Here is a 19,721-nt window from a genome sequence, read left to right as displayed (position 1 = left end):
GTCGCGTTCATAGTTCGATCCCCTCATGCGCGGCGATGGTATGCACGTCCTTGTCGCCGCGCCCGGAGAGGTTGCACAGAACGATGGCGTCGTTCGGCATTTCCCGCGCCAGCTCGATTGCCTGCGCAATGGCGTGGCTGGATTCCAGCGCGGCGAGGATGCCCTCGGTGCGCGCCAATCGGTGGAAGGCGGCGAGCGCCTCGTCGTCGGTGACGCCGAGGTATTCGGCGCGGCCGGTGTCCTTCAAGAAGGCGTGCTCGGGGCCGACGCCGGGATAGTCCAGGCCGGCGCTGATCGAATGGGTTTCCTTGATCTGGCCTTCGTCATCGCACAGCACGTAAGTGCGGTTGCCGTGCAGCACGCCGGGACGCCCGGCCGCCAGCGAGGCGGCGTGATGGCCGGAAGCGATACCCTCGCCCGCCGCTTCGGCGCCGACGATGCGCACCGCGCGGTCGTTGAGAAAGGCGTGGAACAGGCCGATGGCATTGCTGCCGCCGCCGACGCACGCCGTCACCGCATCCGGCAGGCGGCCGTATTCGGCCAGCATCTGCGCGCGCGCCTCGCGCCCGACCACCGCGTTGAAATCGCGCACCATCCGCGGATACGGATCGGGCCCGGCGACGGTACCGATGATGTAGAAAGTGTCGGCGACGTTCGTCACCCAGTCGCGCATCGCTTCGTTCAGCGCGTCCTTCAGCGTGGCCGAGCCGGATTTCACCGGCACCACGGTGGCGCCGAGCAGATTCATCCGCCAGACGTTGGCCTTCTGCCGCTCGATGTCGGTAGCGCCCATGTAGACCACGCATTCCAGCCCGAGCCGGGCGGCCACGGTGGCGCTGGCTACGCCATGCTGGCCGGCGCCGGTCTCGGCGATGATCCGGGTCTTGCCCATCCGGCTGGCGAGCAGCGCCTGGCCGATGGTGTTGTTGATCTTGTGCGCGCCGGTGTGGTTGAGGTCTTCGCGCTTGAAAAGAATGCGCGCGCCACCGACATCGCGCGATAGGCGCTGGGCGAAATAGATCGGGCTGGGCCGGCCGACGTAGTGCGCCAGGTCTTCGTCGAAGGCGCGCTGGAAGGCCGGATCATGCCGCGCCTCGTCGTAGGCGGCGGCGAGCCGCTCCAGCGGGCCGATCAGCGTCTCGGCGACGAAGCGTCCGCCGAAACGGCCGAAATGGCCGGTGGCGTCGGGAAAGGCGTGGTAATCGATGACACCCTCAGCCACAGCCTCCCGGCGTGGGCCAGCGGTATCCGGATTCGTGTTCGTTTTCGCAATCGGCACGGTGAACCTCGGCAACGAATTTGCGCATTTTATCGCCATCCTTGATGCCCGGGGCCGATTCGATCGCCGAAGCCACGTCGACCGCCCAGGGCGCGCGGGTGGTGACCAGCCCGTGCACGTTGTCGATGCTGAGTCCCCCCGCCACCATCACCGGCTTGGTGCTGTCGGCCGGCAGTCTGGCCCAGTCGAACGTCCGCCCGCTGCCGCCCTGCCCGCCGGCGATGTGGCCATCGAACAGAAAAGCCGACGCATGCGGCCAGCGCGCGTGCATCGCCAAGGGGTCGATGCCGCCGCCCTCGCCCATCGGAATCGCTTTGATGTACGGCAGGCCGAAGCTGCGGCAAAAGCTGTCGTCCTCGTTGCCGTGGAATTGCAGTACGTTGGGACGCAGGATGCGCACCACTTCGCGCGCCTGCTCGGGCGGGTTGTCCATGAACAGCGCGACCACGCTGACCAGCGGCATCACGCCCTGGCGCAACGCCCGCGCCTCCTCCACTTGCAGCTTGCGCGGGCTGCCCTCGGCGAACACCAGCCCGATCGCATCCACGCCCAGTTCGCAGGCCAGACGCACGTCGCCGGCGCGGGTGAAGCCGCAGAACTTGATCCGGGTACGTACCGACGTGGTCTTCATGCCGCCACCGTTGCGGTCACTTCCGCCGGCAATCCCCATGACGGCGCGTAGAGGGGATGGAGGAAGGCAAGCCCGGCCGCCGGCGCGGTCGGCCCGGCCTGGGTGCGGTCGCGCCCCGCCAGCAGCGCGGCCATCCAGCTCGCCGGCCGTTCGCCCGCCCCCACCGGAATCAGTGAACCGACGATGTTCCTCACCATGTGGTGGAGAAAAGCATTGGCCTGCACTTCGATCACCACCACATCGTCGTCCCTGCGACTCACCGATATCTCCCGTAGGTTGCGCCGCGCATGCGCGGCCTGGCAGTGCACGGTGCGGAACGCGGAAAAATCGTGTTCGCCCACCAATGCCTGCGCGGCATGATGCATCAATGCGGCATCGAGCGGCCGCCGCTCCCATCCCAGGTACTGCCTATCGAAACCGGGCCGCACTGAACGATTAAGAATGCGGTAGCGGTATCGCCTTGCATGCGCCGAAAAGCGCGCGCTGAAATCCGTGGCCACCGGCACGCACCAGCGCACCGCCATGTCGGGCGGCAGGTTGGCGGTGATGCCCAGCACCCAGCCGCGCGGGTCGCGCACCGCGCGGGAATCGAAATGCACCACCTGGCAGCGCGCATGGACGCCGGCATCGGTACGGCCCGCGCAGACGGTTTCAACCGGCTCGTCGGCCACAACGGAAATCGCCCGCTCCAGCGCTTGTTGCAGGGTGGGGCCGCGCTCGCCCAGGCGTTGCCAGCCCAGATAGCGACTGCCCTGGTATTCGATGCCGAGTGCGTGGCGGACCGGCAAGGTGCTGAGGCCCACTAATCGAGCCGGTCCAGCAATTGCCGCGCGCGGGCGGCATCGGTGAGCGCGCCTTCGTCGATCACCTGCTGCAACAGCATGCGTGCCGTGGCTTGGTCGTCGAGTTCTAGGTAGGTCTCCGCGAGGGCCAGGCGTTCGTCACCGACATCGGAAGCCGAGGTGGCGGCATCATTCGCCGATACCTGCGGCGGCGACCATGTGCCGGCGACGGAGGTCAACGGCGTCACCGCCGCTGGCCGCCCCGTCCACGAAGGCGAGCTCTCCTGCGCCGACGGCTCCCGAGAGGACGAAGGCTCGGTCGCGTCGGGCTGCCCGAATGGCGGCGGCGGAGTTTCTTCATCCTCAAGCGGGGCGGCTTCGGTGGCCGGTGCATCCGGCGAGACATGCTGAGCACGGGCGAAACTCGGCAGGGCGTCGCTTTCGGACCGGGTCTGCCCGCGGCGGCGGCGCCACCAGCCCCAGAACAGGCCGGCAAGCGCCACCAGCGCCAACACTACCGCCAGCAAGAACCACGGCGTCCCGCCCGTGGCGGCCGGCTCGGCCTCTCGGCGCTGGCGCAAGGCCTGCTGGGCGCTGGACAGTTCGCCGTCTTTCATCTGGATCAACTGGGCCTGCTGTTTTTGCAGGTTTTCCAGTTCGGCCACGCGCGCCTTCAGTTCGGCGACTTCGGCGTCGCGGGTGGCGATGGTCTCGCGGGCTTCCTGCAATTGCTGGGTCATCTTGGCTTCTCCCTTGCCACCCGAGGCGGCTCCTGCGGCGGCCGCCGCGCTGGTCGCGGCCGTGCTGGTGGCGATCTCCAGCCGCGCCTCGCGCGCGCGCCGGGCGACACGGCTGGTGGTCCGCGCCTTAGGCCGGTCAGCCGGCGCGGCGCTGGCGATGTCGACCGCCGGCGCAACGCGCGAACCGCGCCGCCGCCACTGCGTGAGCTGCGCCCGCAGCTCCGTGAGCGTGCCATCGTCCGCGGTGGCGGCGACGGCGGCGGCATCCGGCGTATTCAATTTCGCGCCGGCAAGCAGGCGGTGGGGATTACCGCCAATGAAGGCACCGGGGTTGTCGCGCACCAAGGCGGCCATCACCGCCGAGAGCGATTGGCCCGGCGCGCGCAAGCCGGCGGCGATGCCGGACAGGGTCTGCCCGCTGCGCACCCGCAATACCGCGGCGGCGCCGGTGACCTTGGGCGTCACCGCGCCCGCCGACCGCCGGGGGGCGGGCGCCGGCGTGGCAGGCGGTGGCGGTGGCATCGACTCGGCCGGGGCAGGCTCCGCCGTATCGCGCTGGACCAGATTGGAGTCAGGCACCAGCGGCGCCTCGATCTCCGGCTGACTCGCCGCCGCCACCGTTTCCGGTTCGGCCACCAGCACGGAATATTCGCGCACCAGGCGGCCATCGCCCCAGTCCACTTCCAGCAGGAAGGTCAGCATCGGCATTCCCACCGGTACCGCGCTGGTGACGCGGATGAATGGCTTGCCACCGGCATCGCGGGCGATGGCGAATTGCAAGTCGGACACCATCTTGTCCGGCAGCGGCAGACCGACGCGCAGGAAGGTCTCGGGTGAGGCCAGGCGCGCCTGTAGACGCTCCAGCTCGCCGGGATCGTTGCTGACGATGGGAATCTCGGCCAGGAGCGGCTCGTTGAACTTCGACTTCAACTTGAGTTGGCCAAGCCCCAGCGCCCACGCCGACGCGGACATCAACGCGAGCGTGGCGGCCAGCAGTATCGATTTGATCAGCTTCCCCTTCATTGGCGGTACTCCAGTCGGGTTCAGCACTCGCTGGCAACGAGTTCGGCGATCTGCACGGCGTTGAGCGCGGCGCCCTTGCGGATGTTGTCGGCGACGATCCACAGGTTGATGCCGCGCGGATGCGAGAAATCCTGGCGGATACGACCGACATGGACCGGGTCGTTGCCGGAAGCGTGCGTCACCGGCGTCGGGTAGCCGCCGGCCACGGGTTCGTCCACCACCTCCACGCCCGGCGATTGCCGCAGCAGGGCACGCACCGCTTCAGCCGTGATCGCGACACGGGTCTCCACGTTCACCGCCTCGCAATGACCGTAGAACACCGGCACCCGCACCGCGGTCGGATTCACCTGGATCGAATCGTCGCCGAGAATCTTGCGCGTCTCCCAGACCAGTTTCATCTCCTCCCGGGTATAGCCGTTGTCGAGAAACTCGTCGATGTGCGGGATCAGGTTGAAGGCGATCTGCACCGGGAACTTCTTCGGCGCCGGCGTCTGGAAATTGAGCAATTCCGCGGTCTGCCGGCCCAGTTCCTCCATGCCGCTGCGGCCCGCGCCGGAAGTGGACTGGTAGGTCGCCACGTTGATCCGCTCGATGCCAACCTCGCGGTGGATCGGGCCGAGCGCCACCAGCATCTGCATGGTCGAGCAGTTAGGGTTGGCGATGATGCCGCGCGGACGGGTTTTCGCCGCCTCCGGATTCACTTCGCTCACCACCAGCGGCACGTCGTCGTCGTAGCGGAAGGCCGAGGAGTTGTCGATCACCACGGCCCCCGCCGCGGCGAACTTCGGTGCGTATTCCTGGCTGATCGAGCCGCCCGCCGAGAACAGCGCGATGTCGACGCCGGTCGGATCGAACGTGGCGAGATCCCGCACTTCGATGTCCTCGTCGCCGAACTTCACCTCGCTGCCGGCCGAACGCTCGCTGGCCAACGCGATCACTTCATCGGCCGGGAACCTGCGTTCGGCCAGGATCGACAACATGGTTTCGCCAACGGCGCCGGTGGCGCCCACGACCGCGACGGTGAACTTCTTGCTACTCATGGCCATCTGCCTTGGAACGGTTTTTACCGTGGGCGATTACGCCCTATTTTTCCGCATCGCACAAGCCGCTTTCGGGCCGCCGCCGGAACGCTCGCCGCCCGATGCCGCCTGGTTCATCCCGTGAGCCGGGGCGCGACCTCGCCCACGTCGCCGCATTGCGCGCGATGCCGCAGCGCGTGATCCATCAACACCAACGCCAGCATCGCCTCACAGATCGGCGTGGCGCGGATGCCGACGCAGGGATCGTGGCGGCCGGTGGTGACGATCTCCACCTCCTCACCGTCCACGTCCAGCGTCGGCGCCGGCAGGCGCAGACTGGCCGTCGGCTTGAAGGCAACGGCGACGCGAATCGGCTGCCCGGTGGAGATGCCGCCGAGGATGCCGCCGGCATGATTGCTCTCGAAGCCATCGGCGCGCATCAGGTCGCGGTGCTCGCTGCCCTTCTGCGCCACCGAATCGAAGCCATCGCCGATCTCGACGCCCTTGACCGCGTTGATCGAGAACATCGCCGCGCCGATCTCGGCGCTGAGCTTGCCGTAGACCGGCTCGCCCCAGCCCGGCGGCGCACCGATGGCCTCGACCGCCACCCGGGCGCCGACCGAATCGCCGGACTTGCGCAGCGCATCCATGCGACTTTCCAGCTCGCCCAGTTGCGCGGCATCCGGCCAGAAGAACGGGTTGTCCTCGACCACCGACCAATCGTGCGCATTCGGGACGATCTCGCCCAGCCGCGCCAGATGCCCGCGCACGGTTACGCCGAAGCGCTCGCCGAGCCATTTTTTCGCGATAACGCCGGCGGCCACGCGCATCGTCGTCTCGCGCGCGCTGGAGCGGCCCCCGCCGCGCGGATCGCGATGGCCGTATTTCTGCCAGTAAGCGTAATCGGCGTGGCCGGGGCGGAACTGGCGGGCGATGGCGCCGTAATCCTTGCTGCGCGCATCGACGTTGCGGATCAGGAGCGCGACCGGCGTGCCGGTGGTCGTCCCCGCGTACACCCCGGACAGTATCTCGACCTCGTCGGCCTCGCGGCGCTGCGAGGTGTGGCGCGAACGACCGGTGGCGCGGCGCGCCAAGTCATGCGCGAAATCTTCCGGCGCAAGGGCGATGCCGGGCGGGCAGCCATCGATCACGCAACCGATGGCCGGCCCGTGCGACTCGCCGAAGGTGGTGACGCGCAGCAATCGGCCGAAGGTGTTCATTCGCGCGCGGCGACCAGCGCCGCAATGCGGGCGCGATGGGCCAGCAGATCGGCGCGTTCGGCGACGAAAATCCCCATCTGCCCGACCTTGAACTCGACCCAGGCCAGGGGCAGTTCCGGCAGCAGCTCGACGAGCGCGCGCTCGGCTTCCCCGACTTCGCAGACCAGCAGGCCGTTTTCGGTCAGATGGTCGGGCGCGTCGCGCAGGATGCGCAATGCCAAATCGAGGCCATCGTCGCCGGCGCGCAGGCCGAGCTCCGGCTCGTGCGCGTATTCCGGCGGCAACGCATCGGTCTCGGCGTGGGTGACGTAAGGCGGGTTGGTGACGATCAATTCGTACCGCTCGCCCGCCACCGCGCCGAACAGGTCGGACTTGAGGAAACGCACGTTGCCGGCCATCAGCCGCGCCTGGTTTTCCTCGGCCAAGGCCAGCGCCTCGTCGCTGATGTCCACGCCATCGACCCGCCAGTTCGGCTGGTAATGCCCCATCGCGATGGCGATGCAGCCCGAGCCGGTGCAGATGTCGAGCGCCCGGCGCACCTCACGGCCCCCGAGCCACGGCTCGAAGCCGGCTTCGATCAACTCGGCGATCGGCGAGCGCGGCACCAGAGCGCGCGGGTCGGACTTGAACGACAGCCCGGCGAACCACGCCTCGCCTGTGAGGTAAGCCGCCGGGGCGCGTTCCTCGATGCGACGGCGGAACAGTTCGAGGATGTCGGCCTTTTCCGCCCCGGTCAGCCGTGACTGGCCGTAGACCGGCGAAAGATCATGCGGCAGATGCAGCGCATGCAGCACCAACTGGGTGGCCTCGTCCAGCGCGTTGTCGTAGCTGTGGCCGAAGGTGAGGCCCGCGGCGTTGAAACGGCTGGCGCCGAAACGGATGAAATCGATCAGGGTACGGAGGTCTCGCGCGGCGTCGGCGTTCACGGTGTCGGTCTAGCTGAATGCAGCGGCCAGTATAGCCACGCCCCGCTATGATGACCGACGATTTCACCGCTGGAACCGCCATGTTCAACCGCACCACCCTCATCATCGTCGCCCTCGCCGCCGTGGCCGCCGGCCTGTTCGCCGGCGCACGGATATTCAGCGGCCCGGCCACCCCGTCCGGCCCGGCGCTGGAAACGGTCAAGCGCTTCGATACCCCGCGCGAGTTGCCGCCGTTCGAGTTGATTCGCGATGACGGCCAGGCGCTGACCAACGAATCGCTGAAAGGCCACTGGACGCTGGTGTTCATCGGCTTCACCCACTGCCCCGACATCTGCCCGACCACGCTGGCGCAGTTGAAGCTGGCGCAGAAACAGTGGGAAGCGCTGCCGGCCGCCAGCCGCCCGCGCGTGCTGTTCGTCTCTGTCGACCCCCAGCGCGACACGCCGGAGTTGACCGGCAAATATGCCCACGCCTTCCATCCCGACACGATCGCCGCCACCGGGGAGTTGCCGAAGCTGGAAAACTTCGCCCGCAGCCTGTCGCTGGTGTTCATGAAGCAACCGCCGACCGACAGCGCGCATCCCGATCGTTATTCGGTCGATCATTCCGCCGCGCTGGCGGTGCTGGACCCGCAAGCGCGGATGGCCGGGGTGATCCAGCCCGACCCGGCCAGCCACAGCCTGGCGCCGGACAAGATCGCCCGTGACTTCATCGCCCTGTCCGAGTCCGAAGCAGCCCAATGAGTCCGTTGACCGCACTGACCTACGTTCTGCCGCACCGCCTGCTTTCATCGGCCGCGCGGGGGCTGGCGTATTCGAAAAACCCGGCGATCAAGCAGCGCCTGATCGATGCGGTGATCGCCCGCTTCGGTGTCGACATGGGCGAGGCCGCCGAGCCGGACCCGCATGCCTATCCCAGCTTCAATGCCTTCTTCACCCGCGCGCTGCGCAAGGGCGCGCGCATCGCCGAGGCCGATCCACGCGCATTGCTGATGCCGGCCGACGGCCACATCAGCCAGTGCGGGGCGATCGAGCGGGGCCGCATCTTCCAGGCCAAGGGCCAATCGTTCACCGCCGCCGAGCTGTTGGGCGATGCGGAATCGGCCCTGCCCTACGCGGACGGCCTGTTCGCCACGATCTATCTCTCGCCGCGCGACTACCACCGGGTACACATGCCCTGCGACGCCCGCCTGCTCGAAACCGTACACGTGCCCGGCCGGCTGTTCTCGGTCGGCGCCGATGCGGTGAAATCGGTGCCGCGGCTGTTCGCCCGCAACGAACGGCTGGTCTGCCATTTCGAAACCGCGTTCGGGCCGATGGCGCAGATCATGGTCGGCGCGCTGCTGGTCTCCGGCATCGAGACCGTGTGGGGCGGGGTGGAAGTACCGGAATACGGCGACCGCCTCGTGCGCAAGGACTGGCGCGACCGCCATATCGAGCTGAAACGCTTCGACGAGATGGCCCGCTTCAACTACGGCAGCACCGTGATCACCCTGCTGCCTCCGGGCCTGGCCGAACTCTCGCCCGGCCTGCGCGCCGAAAGCCCGGTGCGACTCGGCGAACGGCTGGCGACGCTGACCAACGCGGCCTGAGCGACAAACGCGACGCACCGGCCGACGCCCATGCCAGCCAAGCTTATTTGCCGCAGCCTGCCAGTCTGATCGACTGCCCCTGCCGGATCGTGTAGCGCGGCCCCTTGATGCCGTTGGCGGCCGCCAATACTTTCGTATCGCATTGGTATCGGCGGGCGATTCCGGCCAGGGTCTCGCCACGCGCGACGCGGTGATCACGCACCGGCCGCGGCCTGGGCGAAGCGACGGGTTTCGCCGACGCGGCTGGCGCTTGCGGCCGCTCCGCCGGATTCGCCGGCACCACCGCGGCCGGTGCGCTCGGCGCCACGGCGCCGACGGCGCGCTGCTCTAATTCGCCCACCCGCACCAGCGCGCTGCTGACATCGCTGTTGATCAACTGGCGCGCGGTCTCGGCGCGCCGGCCATTGACGCAATAACGGCCGTAAAGCGAGGCGATGGTATGGGTCACCGTCAGCGCAGCGCCCTGCGGCAACCAGTCGCCGGGCTTGTAGCGCGGGTTGAGGTTGCGCAGCGCGCGCTGGTAGCCATTGGTGCCACGGGCGTTGCCGAGGCAAATGGTCAGCTCGTTGATGCTGGTGGCGCGCTTTAGCTGAAGCTGAGTGGAGCGGCCCGCGCCCCAGGTGCGCGGGAAGCGCAGGCCATATTCGGAAGGGTGCAGATACAACCAGGCGGCCGCGATCACCATCGGCACGTAGTCCTTGGTCTCGGCCGGGAACTGGTCGTAGACGCTGACGTCCCAGAAATTGCGTCCACCGTTCTGGTTGTGGATGCGCAGCGCCCTGCCCTCGCCGCCGTTATAGGCCGCCAGCGACATCTCGATGCTGCCGTTCAACTGCGCGTAGCGCTCCAGCAGGTAGGCGGCGGCGGCCTCGGAAGCCATCCGCGGGTCGTAGCGGGTATCGAAGCCGGTACCGTCGCCGCCCAGGCCGAAGCGGCGGCCCGTGGCCGGCATGAACTGCAACGGCCCACCGGCGCCGGCGCGCGAGGTGGCATGCACCTTGCCGTTGGACTCCTTGGCCATGATGCCGAACAACAACGCCTCCGGCAGACCGGCGTGCCGGAAGGCCGGCGCCATGTGCGGACGCAGATACTGATAATTGACGTAGCTTTCCATCAGCGCCGGGCGCATGTCGGTGAGCCAGCGGCGGATACCGGCCTGCACCGCGGGGTTGAACTTCACCATCTGCACGAAACGCCTGTTGCGCTCGTCGAGCAGGGCGTCGGCGGTGGCCTCGGCCGGCACCGCATCACCGGCGATGTTGATCGGGTTCTCGTCCTCGTCGCCCTCGTCCAAGGCTTCGGGCGCGCGCGCCTCGCGGTCGGCCCGCAGCATGCGCTTGTAGGCGGGCATCAGATTCGGCACCGGACAGCCGCGCTGTTTGCCGCACTGTTCGATCACCCGCTCCAGCGCGACCACGGCCGCGTCGCGCTCGTCCGCGCTCTCGGCGGCGTTGAAGCGCGCCTCGGCGGCGGCGGCCTGCTCCAGCAGCGCCCGCGCGGCCCTCGACACGCGTTGCGCATGGACCGGCGGGGCCAGGGTGCCGGCAATGGCCAGGAGCAGCGGAGAAACGGAAAAAACGACGCGTGCAACTGGGGGCATCGAGGCAACCGGGGGACGAGTGACGAGGCAGGGTACTCGCCCGTCTGCACAGCGACAACCACGGCGAGCGCATAGAATCGCCGGCATTCATACCCAGACCGGAAACGCGCATGAATCCGATCCTCGTCGGCAAGTCCGTCACCACGCCCGACAGCGGCAACGTCTTCCTGCTACCCAAGTTCGGCAACCGCCACGGCCTGGTCGCCGGCGCTACCGGCACCGGCAAGACGGTGACGCTGATGACGCTGGCCGAAGGCTTCAGCAAGCTTGGCGTGCCGGTGTTCCTGGCCGACGTGAAGGGCGATGTCGCCGGCCTGGCGATGGCCGGCACGCCGAACGAGAAAATCAGCCAGCGCGTGGCCGAGATCGGCATCGGTGATTACGCGCAGCAGCCGAACCCGGTGGTGTTCTGGGACCTGTGGGGCAAGGCCGGCCACCCGATCCGCACCACGGTCAGCGAAATGGGGCCACTGCTGCTCTCGCGCATCCTTGAACTCAACGACACGCAATCGGGCGTGCTCGACATCGTGTTCAAGCTGGCCGACGACCGCGGCCTGCTGCTGCTCGACCTCAAGGACCTGCGCGCCCTGCTCGGCCTGGTCGCCGACGAGCGCAAGGACATCTCCACTCGCTACGGCCTGGTCAGCACGCAGTCGGTCGGCGCCATCCAGCGCGCGCTGCTGCGGCTGGAACAGGAAGGCGGCGACGAATTCTTCGGCGAACCGGCATTGCAATTGGCCGATCTCATGCGCACCCGCACCGATGGCCGGGGCATCGTCAACATCCTCGCCGCGGACCAGTTGATCCTGAAACCACGCCTGTATTCCAGCTTCCTGCTGTGGCTGTTGTCCGAACTGTTCGAGCAGTTGCCCGAAGTCGGCGACCTGGAAAAACCGAAGCTGGTGTTCGTCTTCGACGAGGCGCACCTGCTGTTCAACGACGCGCCGTCCGCCCTCAAGCAACGGGTGGAGCAGGTGGTGCGGATCATCCGCTCCAAGGGCGTCGGCGTGTATTTCTGCTCGCAATTCCCCAACGACGTGCCGGACAACATCCTCGGCCAGTTGGGCAACCGCGTGCAGCACGCCCTGCGCGCCTTCACCCCGCGCGACCAGAAGGCGGTGCGGACGGCGGCGGAAACCTTCGTCACCAATCCGAACCTCGATGTCGCCGACACCATCTCGCAGCTCGGCACCGGCGAGGCGCTGGTCTCGATGCTGCAGGACAAGGGCGTGCCGATGCCGGTCGAACGGGTGCTGATCGCCCCGCCCGGCTGCCGCCTCGGCGCGATCACCGAGACCGAGCGCGCCCAGGTGCGCGCCGGCAGCCCGGTGGGCGCGGGGTACGACCAGACCATCGACCGCGAATCCGCTTTCGAGATACTTACGAAAAAAGCCACGACGCTGGCCGAGCGGGCCGATGCGCCGCCGGCCCGCAGCCGCGAACAGGACGAAGCCGAGGAAAGCGGCTTCGGCCAGGCGATCAAGGACGCGGTGTTCGGCACCAAACGCCGCCAGGGCATGCTGGAAACGATGGCGAAACAGACCGCGCGCACGGTCGGCAACCGGATGGGCCGGCAGATCCTGCGCGGCGTGCTGGGCGGCATTTTCGGAGGCCGTCGATGAGCGGCCAGGCGGCCGACGCGCCGCGCCGCGCCTCCGCCATCGACCGTTTTCTCAACATCGTCGAGAAAGGCGGCAACGCGCTGCCGCACCCCGCCACGCTGTTCGCCCTGCTCGCGCTCGCGGTGGTGGCGCTGTCGTGGATCGCCTCGCAGTTCCACATCTCGGTGCCGCACCCGACCACCGGCGAGACCATCAGACCCGTCAACCTGATGACCGTGGAGGGCCTGCAACGCATCCTCGATTCGCTAGTCACCAACTTCACCAGCTTCGCCCCGCTCGGCACGGTACTGGTGTCGCTCATCGGCATCGGCGTGGCCGAGCACTCCGGGCTGATCGGCGCCGCGCTGCGCAAACTGGTGCTGACCGCGCCGAGCTTCCTGTTGACTCCGGTGATGGTGTTCGCCGGCGTGATGTCGAACATGGCCAGCGAGATCGGTTACGTATTGTTGGTGCCGTTGGCGGGCATGGTGTTCCTGGCCGCGGGCCGTCATCCCATCCTCGGCATGGCCGCGGCGTTCGCCGGGGTGTCCGGCGGCTATTCGGCCAACCTGCTGCTCGGCACCATCGACCCGCTCCTGGCCGGCCTGTCACAGGAGGCCGCGCGCATCGTCGATGCCGCTTACACGGTGAACCCGGCGGCGAACTGGTACTTCATGATCGTCTCCACCTTCCTCGTCACCGGGCTGGGCTGGTGGGTGACTGAACGCTTCGTTGCCCGGCGCTTCCCCGACGCGCCCGAGACGAGCAACCAAGGCGACGAAATCGAACCGATCAGCGCCGCGGAAAAGCGCGGCCTCGTCTATGCGGGCGTCGCCACGGCACTGCTCACCGGGTTGATCCTGTGGGGCACCGTGCCGGATGACGGCTTCCTGCGCCTGGCCGGCCAGGAAAAACTGCTCGATTCGCTGAAGCCCTTCCTGAGCGGCATCGTGGCCGTCATCTTCCTCTACGGCCTGGTCGCCGGCGTGGCCTACGGCGTCGGCGCAGGCACGGTCGGAAGCGATGCCGACGTCATCAACGGCATGGGCAAGAGCATGTCCACGCTGGGCGTCTATCTGGTGCTGACGTTCTTCGCCGCGCAGTTCGTCGCCTTCTTCAACTGGACGCAGCTGGGCCTGATCTTCGCGGTGAAAGGCGCGGACTTGCTCATCCAGATGCAATTGCCCGGCATCGTGCTGTTCGCCGGCTTCATCCTGCTCACCGCGCTGGCCAACCTGTTCATGGGGTCGGCATCGGCCAAATGGGCGCTGATGGCCCCGGTATTCGTGCCGATGTTCATGCTGCTGGGCTATTCGCCGGAACTGACCCAGGTGGGGTACCGCATTGGCGACTCCGTCACCAACATCATCTCGCCGATGATGAGCTACTTCGCGCTGATCATCGCCTTCCTCCAGCGTTACGAACCGAAAGCCGGCATCGGCACGGTCATCGCGGTGATGCTGCCCTATTCGATCGTCTTCCTGATCGGCTGGACGGTATTGTTCGCATTCTGGATGGGATTCGACCTGCCAATCGGCCCGGGCGCCCCGCTTCAATACGTACCGGCGGGCAAGACCGCGGCTTGACGAAAAAACAACGCCTCCGCTTGTAGACTCCGAGGCCCTTTCGCAACAAGAAGAGTCGGACCCATGCAGCCAATCCGGATCGCACTACTTGCCAGCGCCACCCTCCTCGCGCTTTCCGCCTGCCAGAAACCGGCCGAACCAGCGATCGACGTCCCCGCGCCGATTGAAGCACCGGCTGAAGCCGCTCCACCCGCCGAAGCCGCGCCTGCCGTCGAAGCTCCCACCGCCGACGCGCCAGCCGCCGCCGATCTCGCCGGCACCTTCAGCGCCACCCTGCCCTGCGCCAGTTGCCCCGGCATCGATACCACGCTCACCCTCAACGCCGATGGCAGCTATAAGCTGAAAGAGGTCTATCAGGATCAAAAGGACGGCACCTTCGAATCCGCCGGCAAATGGGCGCTGGCCGATGGCATGATCACGCTCACGCCCGAAAAAGCCGACGACACCGGCAAGCACTTCGCGGTTGACGGCAAAGATGCGATCACCCTAGTGGGGGCGGACGGCAAGCGCGCCGAAGGCGGCATGAACTACACACTCAAGCGCGGTTGATGTCCCGCTGGCGGCCCCCGGCGTCGGGCAGCACGGCGCTGATCACAGCCGGGGGCCACGCCAGACTCAAAGCCGAACTCGACGACCTCTGGCGCGCGCGACGCCCGGAGGTCGTCAAAGCGCTGGCCGCCGCCGCCGCCGAGGGCGACCGCAGCGAAAACGCCGAATACACCTATCGAAAGAAGCAGCTCGGGGAAATCGACCGCCGCGTGCGCTATCTCTCCAAGCGCATCCCCGCACTGAAAGTAGTGGACACGACACCCAGCGATCCGCGGGCGGTGTTCTTCGGCGCGGAAGTGGAACTCGAACGCGTGGCGGACGGCGAATGCCTGCGCTACCGTATCGTCGGCCCGGACGAGACCGATGCGAAACTCGGCCACATCAGCATCGATTCGCCACTGGCCCGGGCATTGCTTAAAAAACGCATCGATGACGAATTCAGCGCCGAATTGCCCGGCGGCGCGGCGCGCTTCGTCATCGTCGAAGTGAGCTATCCCGGCTGAGCCACGCCGCCGGCCCGACCCGGCGCTTCCAACCGGCACGGCGGCGGGTATCTCCGGCCTTCTCTCACCGGCTGGAAACATGCGGCCTCTTCGTAAAAAGAAAGCGTCTGCCCGGGATGCCAGCCCGGCACGCCCGACAATGGCAGCGGGCGCAATTCCAGCGGGTCGTCGAGGCATTCGCCCCGTTCGATCGCCCCGGCGATACGCGCGACACAGGCCGCGTCGTCGCCCTCGCCCCGTACCACTAACGCCTTCCCCACCACGAACTGCGCGGGAACCAGCGCATGTTCCAGCAACGCATGGCCGATCACCGCCGCGATGGCGATATCGCCGCGCTTCCACGCCTCGGCATGGCGATGGAACAGCGCCGGCCAGTCGTGCGCATCCCAGCGCGAAAGCAACGACGGCTCGCGCAGGCGCACGATCACTCCAGCCTCGTCGAACTGAGTCAACGCATACTGCGCACGATTGCGTTGGCGCGGCCCCATCGCGGCAATGTGCAAGCACTGGCGCGCGTTCAACGCCTGTTTGATCGCCGGCCAGCGGCACCAGATCATGGCGTTGAACAGGTCATGCCAGTTCCGCGCGCGGGTGGCGATCCGCCCTCGCTCGGCGATACGGGTTTCGTAATGCAGGCCGTCATCGAGAACGGCGCGCGTCTGTTCGATGAAGCGGCGCTCCGGCAGCGGCAGCGCCGCGTTGAGCGTATCGAGACCGGGCCAGGCCGGCGCCGTCAGCCAATGACGGAACCCGGCGTAGCCGGCATGGATCGGATGATCGAAGCGCGCCGGCTCCACCTCGCCACGCGCCGGGGCGATGAAGCGGCGCCGGCTCACGGCCCGCGCCCGCCCGCCGGCATCGCCATCGGCAAGGCAATGCCGCAAAACCGCCCCGCGGGCAGCCGGACAAGACTCCGCAGCCAGCCCCGCCGCGCGAAGACGAGCGGATCAGTCGTCGTAAGCGACTTCGCCATACAAGTCATGCTCGTCGCTGCCCATGATCTCGACATCGACGAACCCGCCCGGCTTCAGGCCAGCCGCGAAACCATCCTGAATCTGCACCAGGCCGTCGATCTCCGGCGCATCGGTCATCGAGCGGGCGATGGCCAATTCGCCATCGATGGCATCCACCAGACAGCGCTGCGTCGTGCCAACTTTCGCCGCGAGCTTTTCCTCGGAAATGCGCGACTGCAATTCCATGAAGCGGGCCAGACGCTCCTGCTTCACCTCCTCCGGCACGGCATCGGGCAGATCGTTCGCCGCCGCGCCCTCGACCGGCGAATAGGCGAAGGCGCCGACGCGATCGAGCTGAACGTCCTCGAGGAAATCGAGCAGCGCCTCGAACTCCTGCTCGGTCTCGCCCGGGAAACCGACGATGAACGTACTGCGGATCGTGATCTCCGGGCAGATGTCCCGCCAGCGCCGGATGCGCTCGCGCGTCTTGTCGATGGCGCCGGGGCGCTTCATCAACTTCAGGATGCGCGGGTTGGCATGCTGGAAAGGGATGTCCAGATACGGCAGCAGCTTGCCTTCGGCCATCAGCGGGATGACCTCATCGACGTGCGGATAGGGATAGACGTAGTGCAGACGCGTCCACACGCCCAATTCGCTCAAGCCTTCGCACAGCGATTTCATCCGGGCGGCGTATTCGCGGCCATGCCACACGGCCGGCGCGTACTTGAGATCGACGCCGTAAGCACTGGTGTCCTGCGAGACCACCAGCAACTCCTTGACGCCGCCGATCACCAGCTTCTCGGCCTCGCGCAGCACCTGATCGACCGGGCGCGACACCAGGTCGCCTCGCAGCGAAGGGATGATGCAGAAACTGCAACGGTGATTGCAGCCTTCGGAAATCTTCAGATAGGCATAGTGCCTGGGCGTGAGCTTCAGCCCGTGATCCGGCACCAGGTCCAGGAATGGATCGTGCTTGGGCGGCAACGCATGGTGCACCGCCTTCATCACGCTGGCGTAGTCCTGCGGGCCGCTGATCGCCAGCACGCCGGGATGCGCTTCGCGGATCACCGCCTCGCGCTTGCCGAGGCAGCCGGTGACGATCACCTTGCCATTCTCGGCCATCGCCTCGCCGATGGCGTCCAGCGACTCGGCCACGGCGGAATCGATGAAACCGCAGGTGTTGACCACCACCACGTCGGCATCGTCATAGCTCGGCACGATGTCGTAACCCTCGACCTTGAGCTGGGTGAGGATACGCTCGGAATCGACCAACGCCTTCGGGCACCCCAGGCTGACGAAACCGATTTTTGGCTGGCTGAAAGACATCGCGCTGGCACCTGGAAACAGGCGCGGATTATAAGTGCCGCCGCCACACCCGCCCGTCCGCGCGTCTACAATCGCGGCAACGCCCGCAGGAGCCCGACCATGCCCGGATGGATCACGCTCGACACCGCCCATGGCCCGGTGCGCGCCTGGCGGGCATCGCCGGCCCGCGCCGCGCGCGGCGCGGTGATCGTGATACAGGAAATCTTTGGCGCCAACGCGCACATTCGCCATGTGGCCGAACGTTTCGCCGAGGCCGGTTTCGAAGCATTGGCGCCGTCGATGTTCGACCCGGTGGCGCCCACGGTCGAACTGGGCTACGACGACATCGGCATGGCGCGCGGCCGTGCGCTGGCGGCCGAGCTGGATTTCGATGCCGCGCTCGACATCCTGCGGGCCGCGCGGGAACGGCTGAGCGACACCGGCCACCACTGCGCCGCCATCGGTTTCTGCTGGGGCGGCAGCGTCGCCCTCCTCGCCAACCTCCGGCTTGGCCTGCCCGCCGTCTCCTACTACGGTGCGCGCAGCCTCCCGTTCCTCGCCGAACCGTTGCGGGCACCGATGCTGTTCCATTTCGGCGGCGGAGACCCGTTGATTCCGCCCGCCGACATCGAACGCCACCGCAACGCCTGGCCCGAGGCGCGAATGCACGTCTACGCCCAGGCCGGCCATGCGTTCAACCGCGATGTCGATCCACACCACCACCATGCCGCGAGCGCCGCGCTGGCCTGGCGCCGCACACTGGATTTTCTCGATCACCTTGTCGCATGAACTTCATACTCGACCCCCGGCTCGCCGCCGATACCCGCCCCGTCGCCCGCTGGCCGTTATGCGAACTGCGGCTGATGGACGATGCCCGCTACCCCTGGCTGATCCTGATACCGCGCATCGCCAACGCACGCGAACTGATCGATCTCGACGCCGCCGCGCGCGCCGAGTTGCGCAAGGAAACCGATGCCGCCGCATACGCGCTGCGCACCGCCTTCGCGCCGGACAAACTCAACATCGCCGCGCTCGGCAATGTGGTGGCGCAGTTGCACGTACACGTCATCGCCCGCTTCACGGGTGACGACGCCTGGCCGAAACCGGTCTGGGGCGTCCACCCGCCCAAGCCGCGCGACGAGGCCGCGCGCGCCGCCTTCACCGACAAACTGACGCCCCACCTGCCCGCCTTCGCCTTCGAGGACACCCTATGAAACGCCTTGCCCTGGGCTGCCTGCTGGCCCTCTGCCTGACCACGCCCACCGCCCATGCCCGCCTGTTCGGCAAGTCGCCGGAGAAATCCGCCGCCGAGGCCGCGGCCGCCAACAGCCCGGCCGTGACGATCTGGGTCGATGCCACCTGGGGCTTTCGCAACCGCGGCGCGGCCAATGACCTCACCGCCGCCCATCGCGCCTTCTACGCACAAGGCTATCGCGTCCTCAGCGTGCAGCCCTACATCGAAAACGGCGATCTACAGGGCTTCTTCGTCACCTACGAAAAACGGAGCTGAGCGCGAACGCGGGGGTCACAACACCCCGCGTTTCTTCTCGACCAGCCACAACCCGATGCCGGCCGCCGCGCCGACCAGCAGCGACAACGGCCAACCGGCGCGCGACAGGCCGCCAACCAACCCGGCCACGATCAGCCCGACGACCACGAACTGGCTGTAACGCCACGGACTGTCGATGAAGCTCCGCGCGATGCGCTGGGCGGCTTCGTCACGCTTCGATTTCACTGGCGGCTTTCGCTGGCTCATGTCTTTGGCAGTGTCACGCCGGTCTGCCCCTGATACTTGCCGCCGCGGTCGCGGTAGCTGGTTTCGCAGACGTCATCGGCATCGGCCTGGAAAAACAGCATCTGCGCCACGCCTTCGTTGGCGTAGATGCGCGCCGGCAACGGCGTGGTGTTGGAGAATTCCAACGTCACATGCCCTTCCCATTCCGGCTCCAGCGGCGTCACGTTGACGATGATCCCGCAGCGCGCGTAAGTGCTCTTGCCGAGGCAGACCACCAGGGTGTCGCGCGGGATGCGGAAGTACTCGACCGTGCGCGCCAACGCGAAGCTGTTGGGTGGAATGATGCACTCGTCGGCCGTGATGTCGACGAAGCTGCCTTCGTCGAAATGCTTGGGATCGACGATGGTCGAGTTGATGTTGGTGAACACCTTGAACTCGCGCGCGCAACGCACGTCGTAGCCGTAACTGGAGGTACCGTAACTGACGATGCGCTCACCGTCGACGTGCTTGACCTGCCCGGCCTCGAACGGCGAGATCATGCCGTGGGCATCGGCCATGCGGCGGATCCAGCGGTCACTCTTGATGCTCATCGATTCACCCCAGAAAGGAAGCCCGCATTGTAGCGTCGCGCCCGCTCGCGCAGCGCCCATGCATCCGGCCTGGCGGGGCGTGGGCGAC

At 67.4% G+C, this 19,721-nt stretch carries 21 protein-coding genes; 9 read left to right on the top strand and 12 right to left on the bottom strand.

What is annotated here, in order from left to right; genetic code table 11:
• Positions 1-7: 7 nt before the first annotated feature.
• From trpB to prmB, 7 genes are all read right to left on the bottom strand, one after another.
• Entirely contained in the window at positions 8-1,222 is a 1,215-nt protein-coding gene (gene trpB, locus EBB59_RS00315; protein ID WP_245978856.1) for a tryptophan synthase subunit beta, read from the bottom strand.
• A complete protein-coding gene (locus EBB59_RS00310) occupies positions 1,215-1,910 on the bottom strand; it encodes a phosphoribosylanthranilate isomerase (protein WP_122100366.1) in 696 nt (231 codons plus the stop codon). The genes trpB and EBB59_RS00310 overlap by 8 nt, the downstream gene beginning before the upstream one ends.
• Entirely contained in the window at positions 1,907-2,698 is a 792-nt protein-coding gene (gene truA / locus EBB59_RS00305; protein ID WP_122100365.1) for a tRNA pseudouridine(38-40) synthase TruA, read from the bottom strand. The genes EBB59_RS00310 and truA overlap by 4 nt, the downstream gene beginning before the upstream one ends.
• A 14-nt stretch (positions 2,699-2,712) precedes the next feature.
• Entirely contained in the window at positions 2,713-4,455 is a 1,743-nt protein-coding gene (locus EBB59_RS00300; RefSeq protein ID WP_122100166.1) for a type IV pilus assembly protein FimV, read from the bottom strand.
• Between the two features lie 20 nt (positions 4,456-4,475).
• Positions 4,476-5,495: an aspartate-semialdehyde dehydrogenase gene (locus EBB59_RS00295; RefSeq protein WP_425451774.1), complete on the bottom strand. Its 1,020-nt coding sequence runs from the start codon at positions 5,493-5,495 to the stop codon at positions 4,476-4,478.
• Between the two features lie 113 nt (positions 5,496-5,608).
• Positions 5,609-6,694 (bottom strand): chorismate synthase, encoded by a 1,086-nt coding sequence (gene aroC, locus EBB59_RS00290; protein ID WP_122100164.1) that lies wholly within the window; start codon positions 6,692-6,694, stop codon positions 5,609-5,611.
• Positions 6,691-7,620, bottom strand: coding sequence for a 50S ribosomal protein L3 N(5)-glutamine methyltransferase (gene prmB, locus EBB59_RS00285; protein WP_122100163.1), 930 nt, complete (start codon positions 7,618-7,620; stop codon positions 6,691-6,693). Before prmB ends, aroC begins: the two co-directional genes overlap by 4 nt.
• Before the next feature lie 80 nt (positions 7,621-7,700).
• On the opposite strand from prmB, the gene EBB59_RS00280 reads away from it, so the two are divergent.
• Entirely contained in the window at positions 7,701-8,363 is a 663-nt protein-coding gene (locus EBB59_RS00280; RefSeq protein WP_122100364.1) for an SCO family protein, read from the top strand.
• Positions 8,360-9,211, top strand: coding sequence for an archaetidylserine decarboxylase (gene asd, locus EBB59_RS00275; RefSeq protein WP_122100162.1), 852 nt, complete (start codon positions 8,360-8,362; stop codon positions 9,209-9,211). The genes EBB59_RS00280 and asd overlap by 4 nt, the downstream gene beginning before the upstream one ends.
• Positions 9,212-9,254: 43 nt before the next feature.
• Here the strand turns inward: asd and EBB59_RS00270 are convergent, their stop codons facing one another.
• A complete protein-coding gene (locus tag EBB59_RS00270; RefSeq protein WP_122100161.1) occupies positions 9,255-10,811 on the bottom strand; it encodes a transglycosylase SLT domain-containing protein in 1,557 nt (518 codons plus the stop codon).
• Positions 10,812-10,921: 110 nt separating this feature from the next.
• On the opposite strand from EBB59_RS00270, the gene EBB59_RS00265 reads away from it, so the two are divergent.
• From EBB59_RS00265 to greB, 4 genes are all read left to right on the top strand, one after another.
• Positions 10,922-12,433 (top strand): helicase HerA-like domain-containing protein, encoded by a 1,512-nt coding sequence (locus tag EBB59_RS00265; RefSeq protein ID WP_122100160.1) that lies wholly within the window; start codon positions 10,922-10,924, stop codon positions 12,431-12,433.
• On the top strand, positions 12,430-13,998 hold the full coding sequence (locus tag EBB59_RS00260) for an AbgT family transporter (RefSeq protein ID WP_122100159.1): 1,569 nt from the start codon (positions 12,430-12,432) through the stop codon (positions 13,996-13,998). Before EBB59_RS00265 ends, EBB59_RS00260 begins: the two co-directional genes overlap by 4 nt.
• 63 nt (positions 13,999-14,061) lie before the next feature.
• On the top strand, positions 14,062-14,547 hold the full coding sequence (locus EBB59_RS00255) for a copper resistance protein NlpE (protein ID WP_122100158.1): 486 nt from the start codon (positions 14,062-14,064) through the stop codon (positions 14,545-14,547).
• Entirely contained in the window at positions 14,547-15,050 is a 504-nt protein-coding gene (gene greB, locus EBB59_RS00250; protein ID WP_122100157.1) for a transcription elongation factor GreB, read from the top strand. The genes EBB59_RS00255 and greB overlap by 1 nt, the downstream gene beginning before the upstream one ends.
• Here greB and EBB59_RS00245 read toward each other — a convergent pair.
• A complete protein-coding gene (locus EBB59_RS00245; protein ID WP_122100363.1) occupies positions 15,038-15,886 on the bottom strand; it encodes a DUF3025 domain-containing protein in 849 nt (282 codons plus the stop codon). The two genes, greB and EBB59_RS00245, sit on opposite strands and share 13 nt — an antisense overlap.
• Positions 15,887-15,997: 111 nt before the next feature.
• Positions 15,998-17,329, bottom strand: coding sequence for a 30S ribosomal protein S12 methylthiotransferase RimO (rimO, locus tag EBB59_RS00240; protein ID WP_122100156.1), 1,332 nt, complete (start codon positions 17,327-17,329; stop codon positions 15,998-16,000).
• 99 nt (positions 17,330-17,428) lie between these two features.
• Here rimO and EBB59_RS00235 point away from each other — a divergent pair, with 99 nt between their 5' ends.
• From EBB59_RS00235 to EBB59_RS00225, 3 genes are read left to right on the top strand one after another with little or no spacing between them, the layout of a single operon-like run.
• A complete protein-coding gene (locus EBB59_RS00235; protein WP_122100155.1) occupies positions 17,429-18,097 on the top strand; it encodes a dienelactone hydrolase family protein in 669 nt (222 codons plus the stop codon).
• A complete protein-coding gene (locus EBB59_RS00230) occupies positions 18,094-18,522 on the top strand; it encodes an HIT domain-containing protein (protein WP_122100154.1) in 429 nt (142 codons plus the stop codon). The genes EBB59_RS00235 and EBB59_RS00230 overlap by 4 nt, the downstream gene beginning before the upstream one ends.
• Positions 18,519-18,818 (top strand): hypothetical protein, encoded by a 300-nt coding sequence (locus EBB59_RS00225; protein WP_122100153.1) that lies wholly within the window; start codon positions 18,519-18,521, stop codon positions 18,816-18,818. Before EBB59_RS00230 ends, EBB59_RS00225 begins: the two co-directional genes overlap by 4 nt.
• A gap of 15 nt (positions 18,819-18,833) precedes the next feature.
• On the opposite strand, the gene EBB59_RS00220 is transcribed toward EBB59_RS00225, so the two are convergent.
• Together EBB59_RS00220 and dcd are read right to left on the bottom strand one after the other, a co-directional pair.
• On the bottom strand, positions 18,834-19,064 hold the full coding sequence (locus EBB59_RS00220; protein ID WP_122100152.1) for a hypothetical protein: 231 nt from the start codon (positions 19,062-19,064) through the stop codon (positions 18,834-18,836).
• A complete protein-coding gene (gene dcd, locus EBB59_RS00215) occupies positions 19,061-19,633 on the bottom strand; it encodes a dCTP deaminase (protein WP_122100151.1) in 573 nt (190 codons plus the stop codon). The genes EBB59_RS00220 and dcd overlap by 4 nt, the downstream gene beginning before the upstream one ends.
• Positions 19,634-19,721 lie beyond the last annotated feature (88 nt).

This window comes from Solilutibacter pythonis (assembly GCF_003697345.1).
GTDB classification, from domain to species: Bacteria; Pseudomonadota; Gammaproteobacteria; order Xanthomonadales; family Xanthomonadaceae; genus Solilutibacter; species Solilutibacter pythonis.
This window is presented reverse-complemented; position numbering and strand designations above follow the sequence as displayed.

Bases quoted from the DNA above. Each gene is read 5' to 3' on its own strand.
- EBB59_RS00310 (WP_122100366.1), bottom strand. From the start codon at position 1,910: ATGAAGACCACGTCGGTACGTACCCGGATCAAGTTCTGCGGCTTCACC.
- EBB59_RS00300 (WP_122100166.1), bottom strand. From the start codon at position 4,455: ATGAAGGGGAAGCTGATCAAATCGATACTGCTGGCCGCCACGCTCGCG.
- EBB59_RS00295 (WP_425451774.1), bottom strand. From the start codon at position 5,495: ATGAGTAGCAAGAAGTTCACCGTCGCGGTCGTGGGCGCCACCGGCGCC.
- aroC (WP_122100164.1), bottom strand. From the start codon at position 6,694: ATGAACACCTTCGGCCGATTGCTGCGCGTCACCACCTTCGGCGAGTCG.
- EBB59_RS00280 (WP_122100364.1), top strand. From the start codon at position 7,701: ATGTTCAACCGCACCACCCTCATCATCGTCGCCCTCGCCGCCGTGGCC.
- asd (WP_122100162.1), top strand. From the start codon at position 8,360: ATGAGTCCGTTGACCGCACTGACCTACGTTCTGCCGCACCGCCTGCTT.
- EBB59_RS00270 (WP_122100161.1), bottom strand. From the start codon at position 10,811: ATGCCCCCAGTTGCACGCGTCGTTTTTTCCGTTTCTCCGCTGCTCCTG.
- EBB59_RS00265 (WP_122100160.1), top strand. From the start codon at position 10,922: ATGAATCCGATCCTCGTCGGCAAGTCCGTCACCACGCCCGACAGCGGC.
- EBB59_RS00260 (WP_122100159.1), top strand. From the start codon at position 12,430: ATGAGCGGCCAGGCGGCCGACGCGCCGCGCCGCGCCTCCGCCATCGAC.
- EBB59_RS00255 (WP_122100158.1), top strand. From the start codon at position 14,062: ATGCAGCCAATCCGGATCGCACTACTTGCCAGCGCCACCCTCCTCGCG.
- greB (WP_122100157.1), top strand. From the start codon at position 14,547: ATGTCCCGCTGGCGGCCCCCGGCGTCGGGCAGCACGGCGCTGATCACA.
- rimO (WP_122100156.1), bottom strand. From the start codon at position 17,329: ATGTCTTTCAGCCAGCCAAAAATCGGTTTCGTCAGCCTGGGGTGCCCG.
- EBB59_RS00235 (WP_122100155.1), top strand. From the start codon at position 17,429: ATGCCCGGATGGATCACGCTCGACACCGCCCATGGCCCGGTGCGCGCC.
- EBB59_RS00230 (WP_122100154.1), top strand. From the start codon at position 18,094: ATGAACTTCATACTCGACCCCCGGCTCGCCGCCGATACCCGCCCCGTC.
- EBB59_RS00225 (WP_122100153.1), top strand. From the start codon at position 18,519: ATGAAACGCCTTGCCCTGGGCTGCCTGCTGGCCCTCTGCCTGACCACG.
- EBB59_RS00220 (WP_122100152.1), bottom strand. From the start codon at position 19,064: ATGAGCCAGCGAAAGCCGCCAGTGAAATCGAAGCGTGACGAAGCCGCC.
- dcd (WP_122100151.1), bottom strand. From the start codon at position 19,633: ATGAGCATCAAGAGTGACCGCTGGATCCGCCGCATGGCCGATGCCCAC.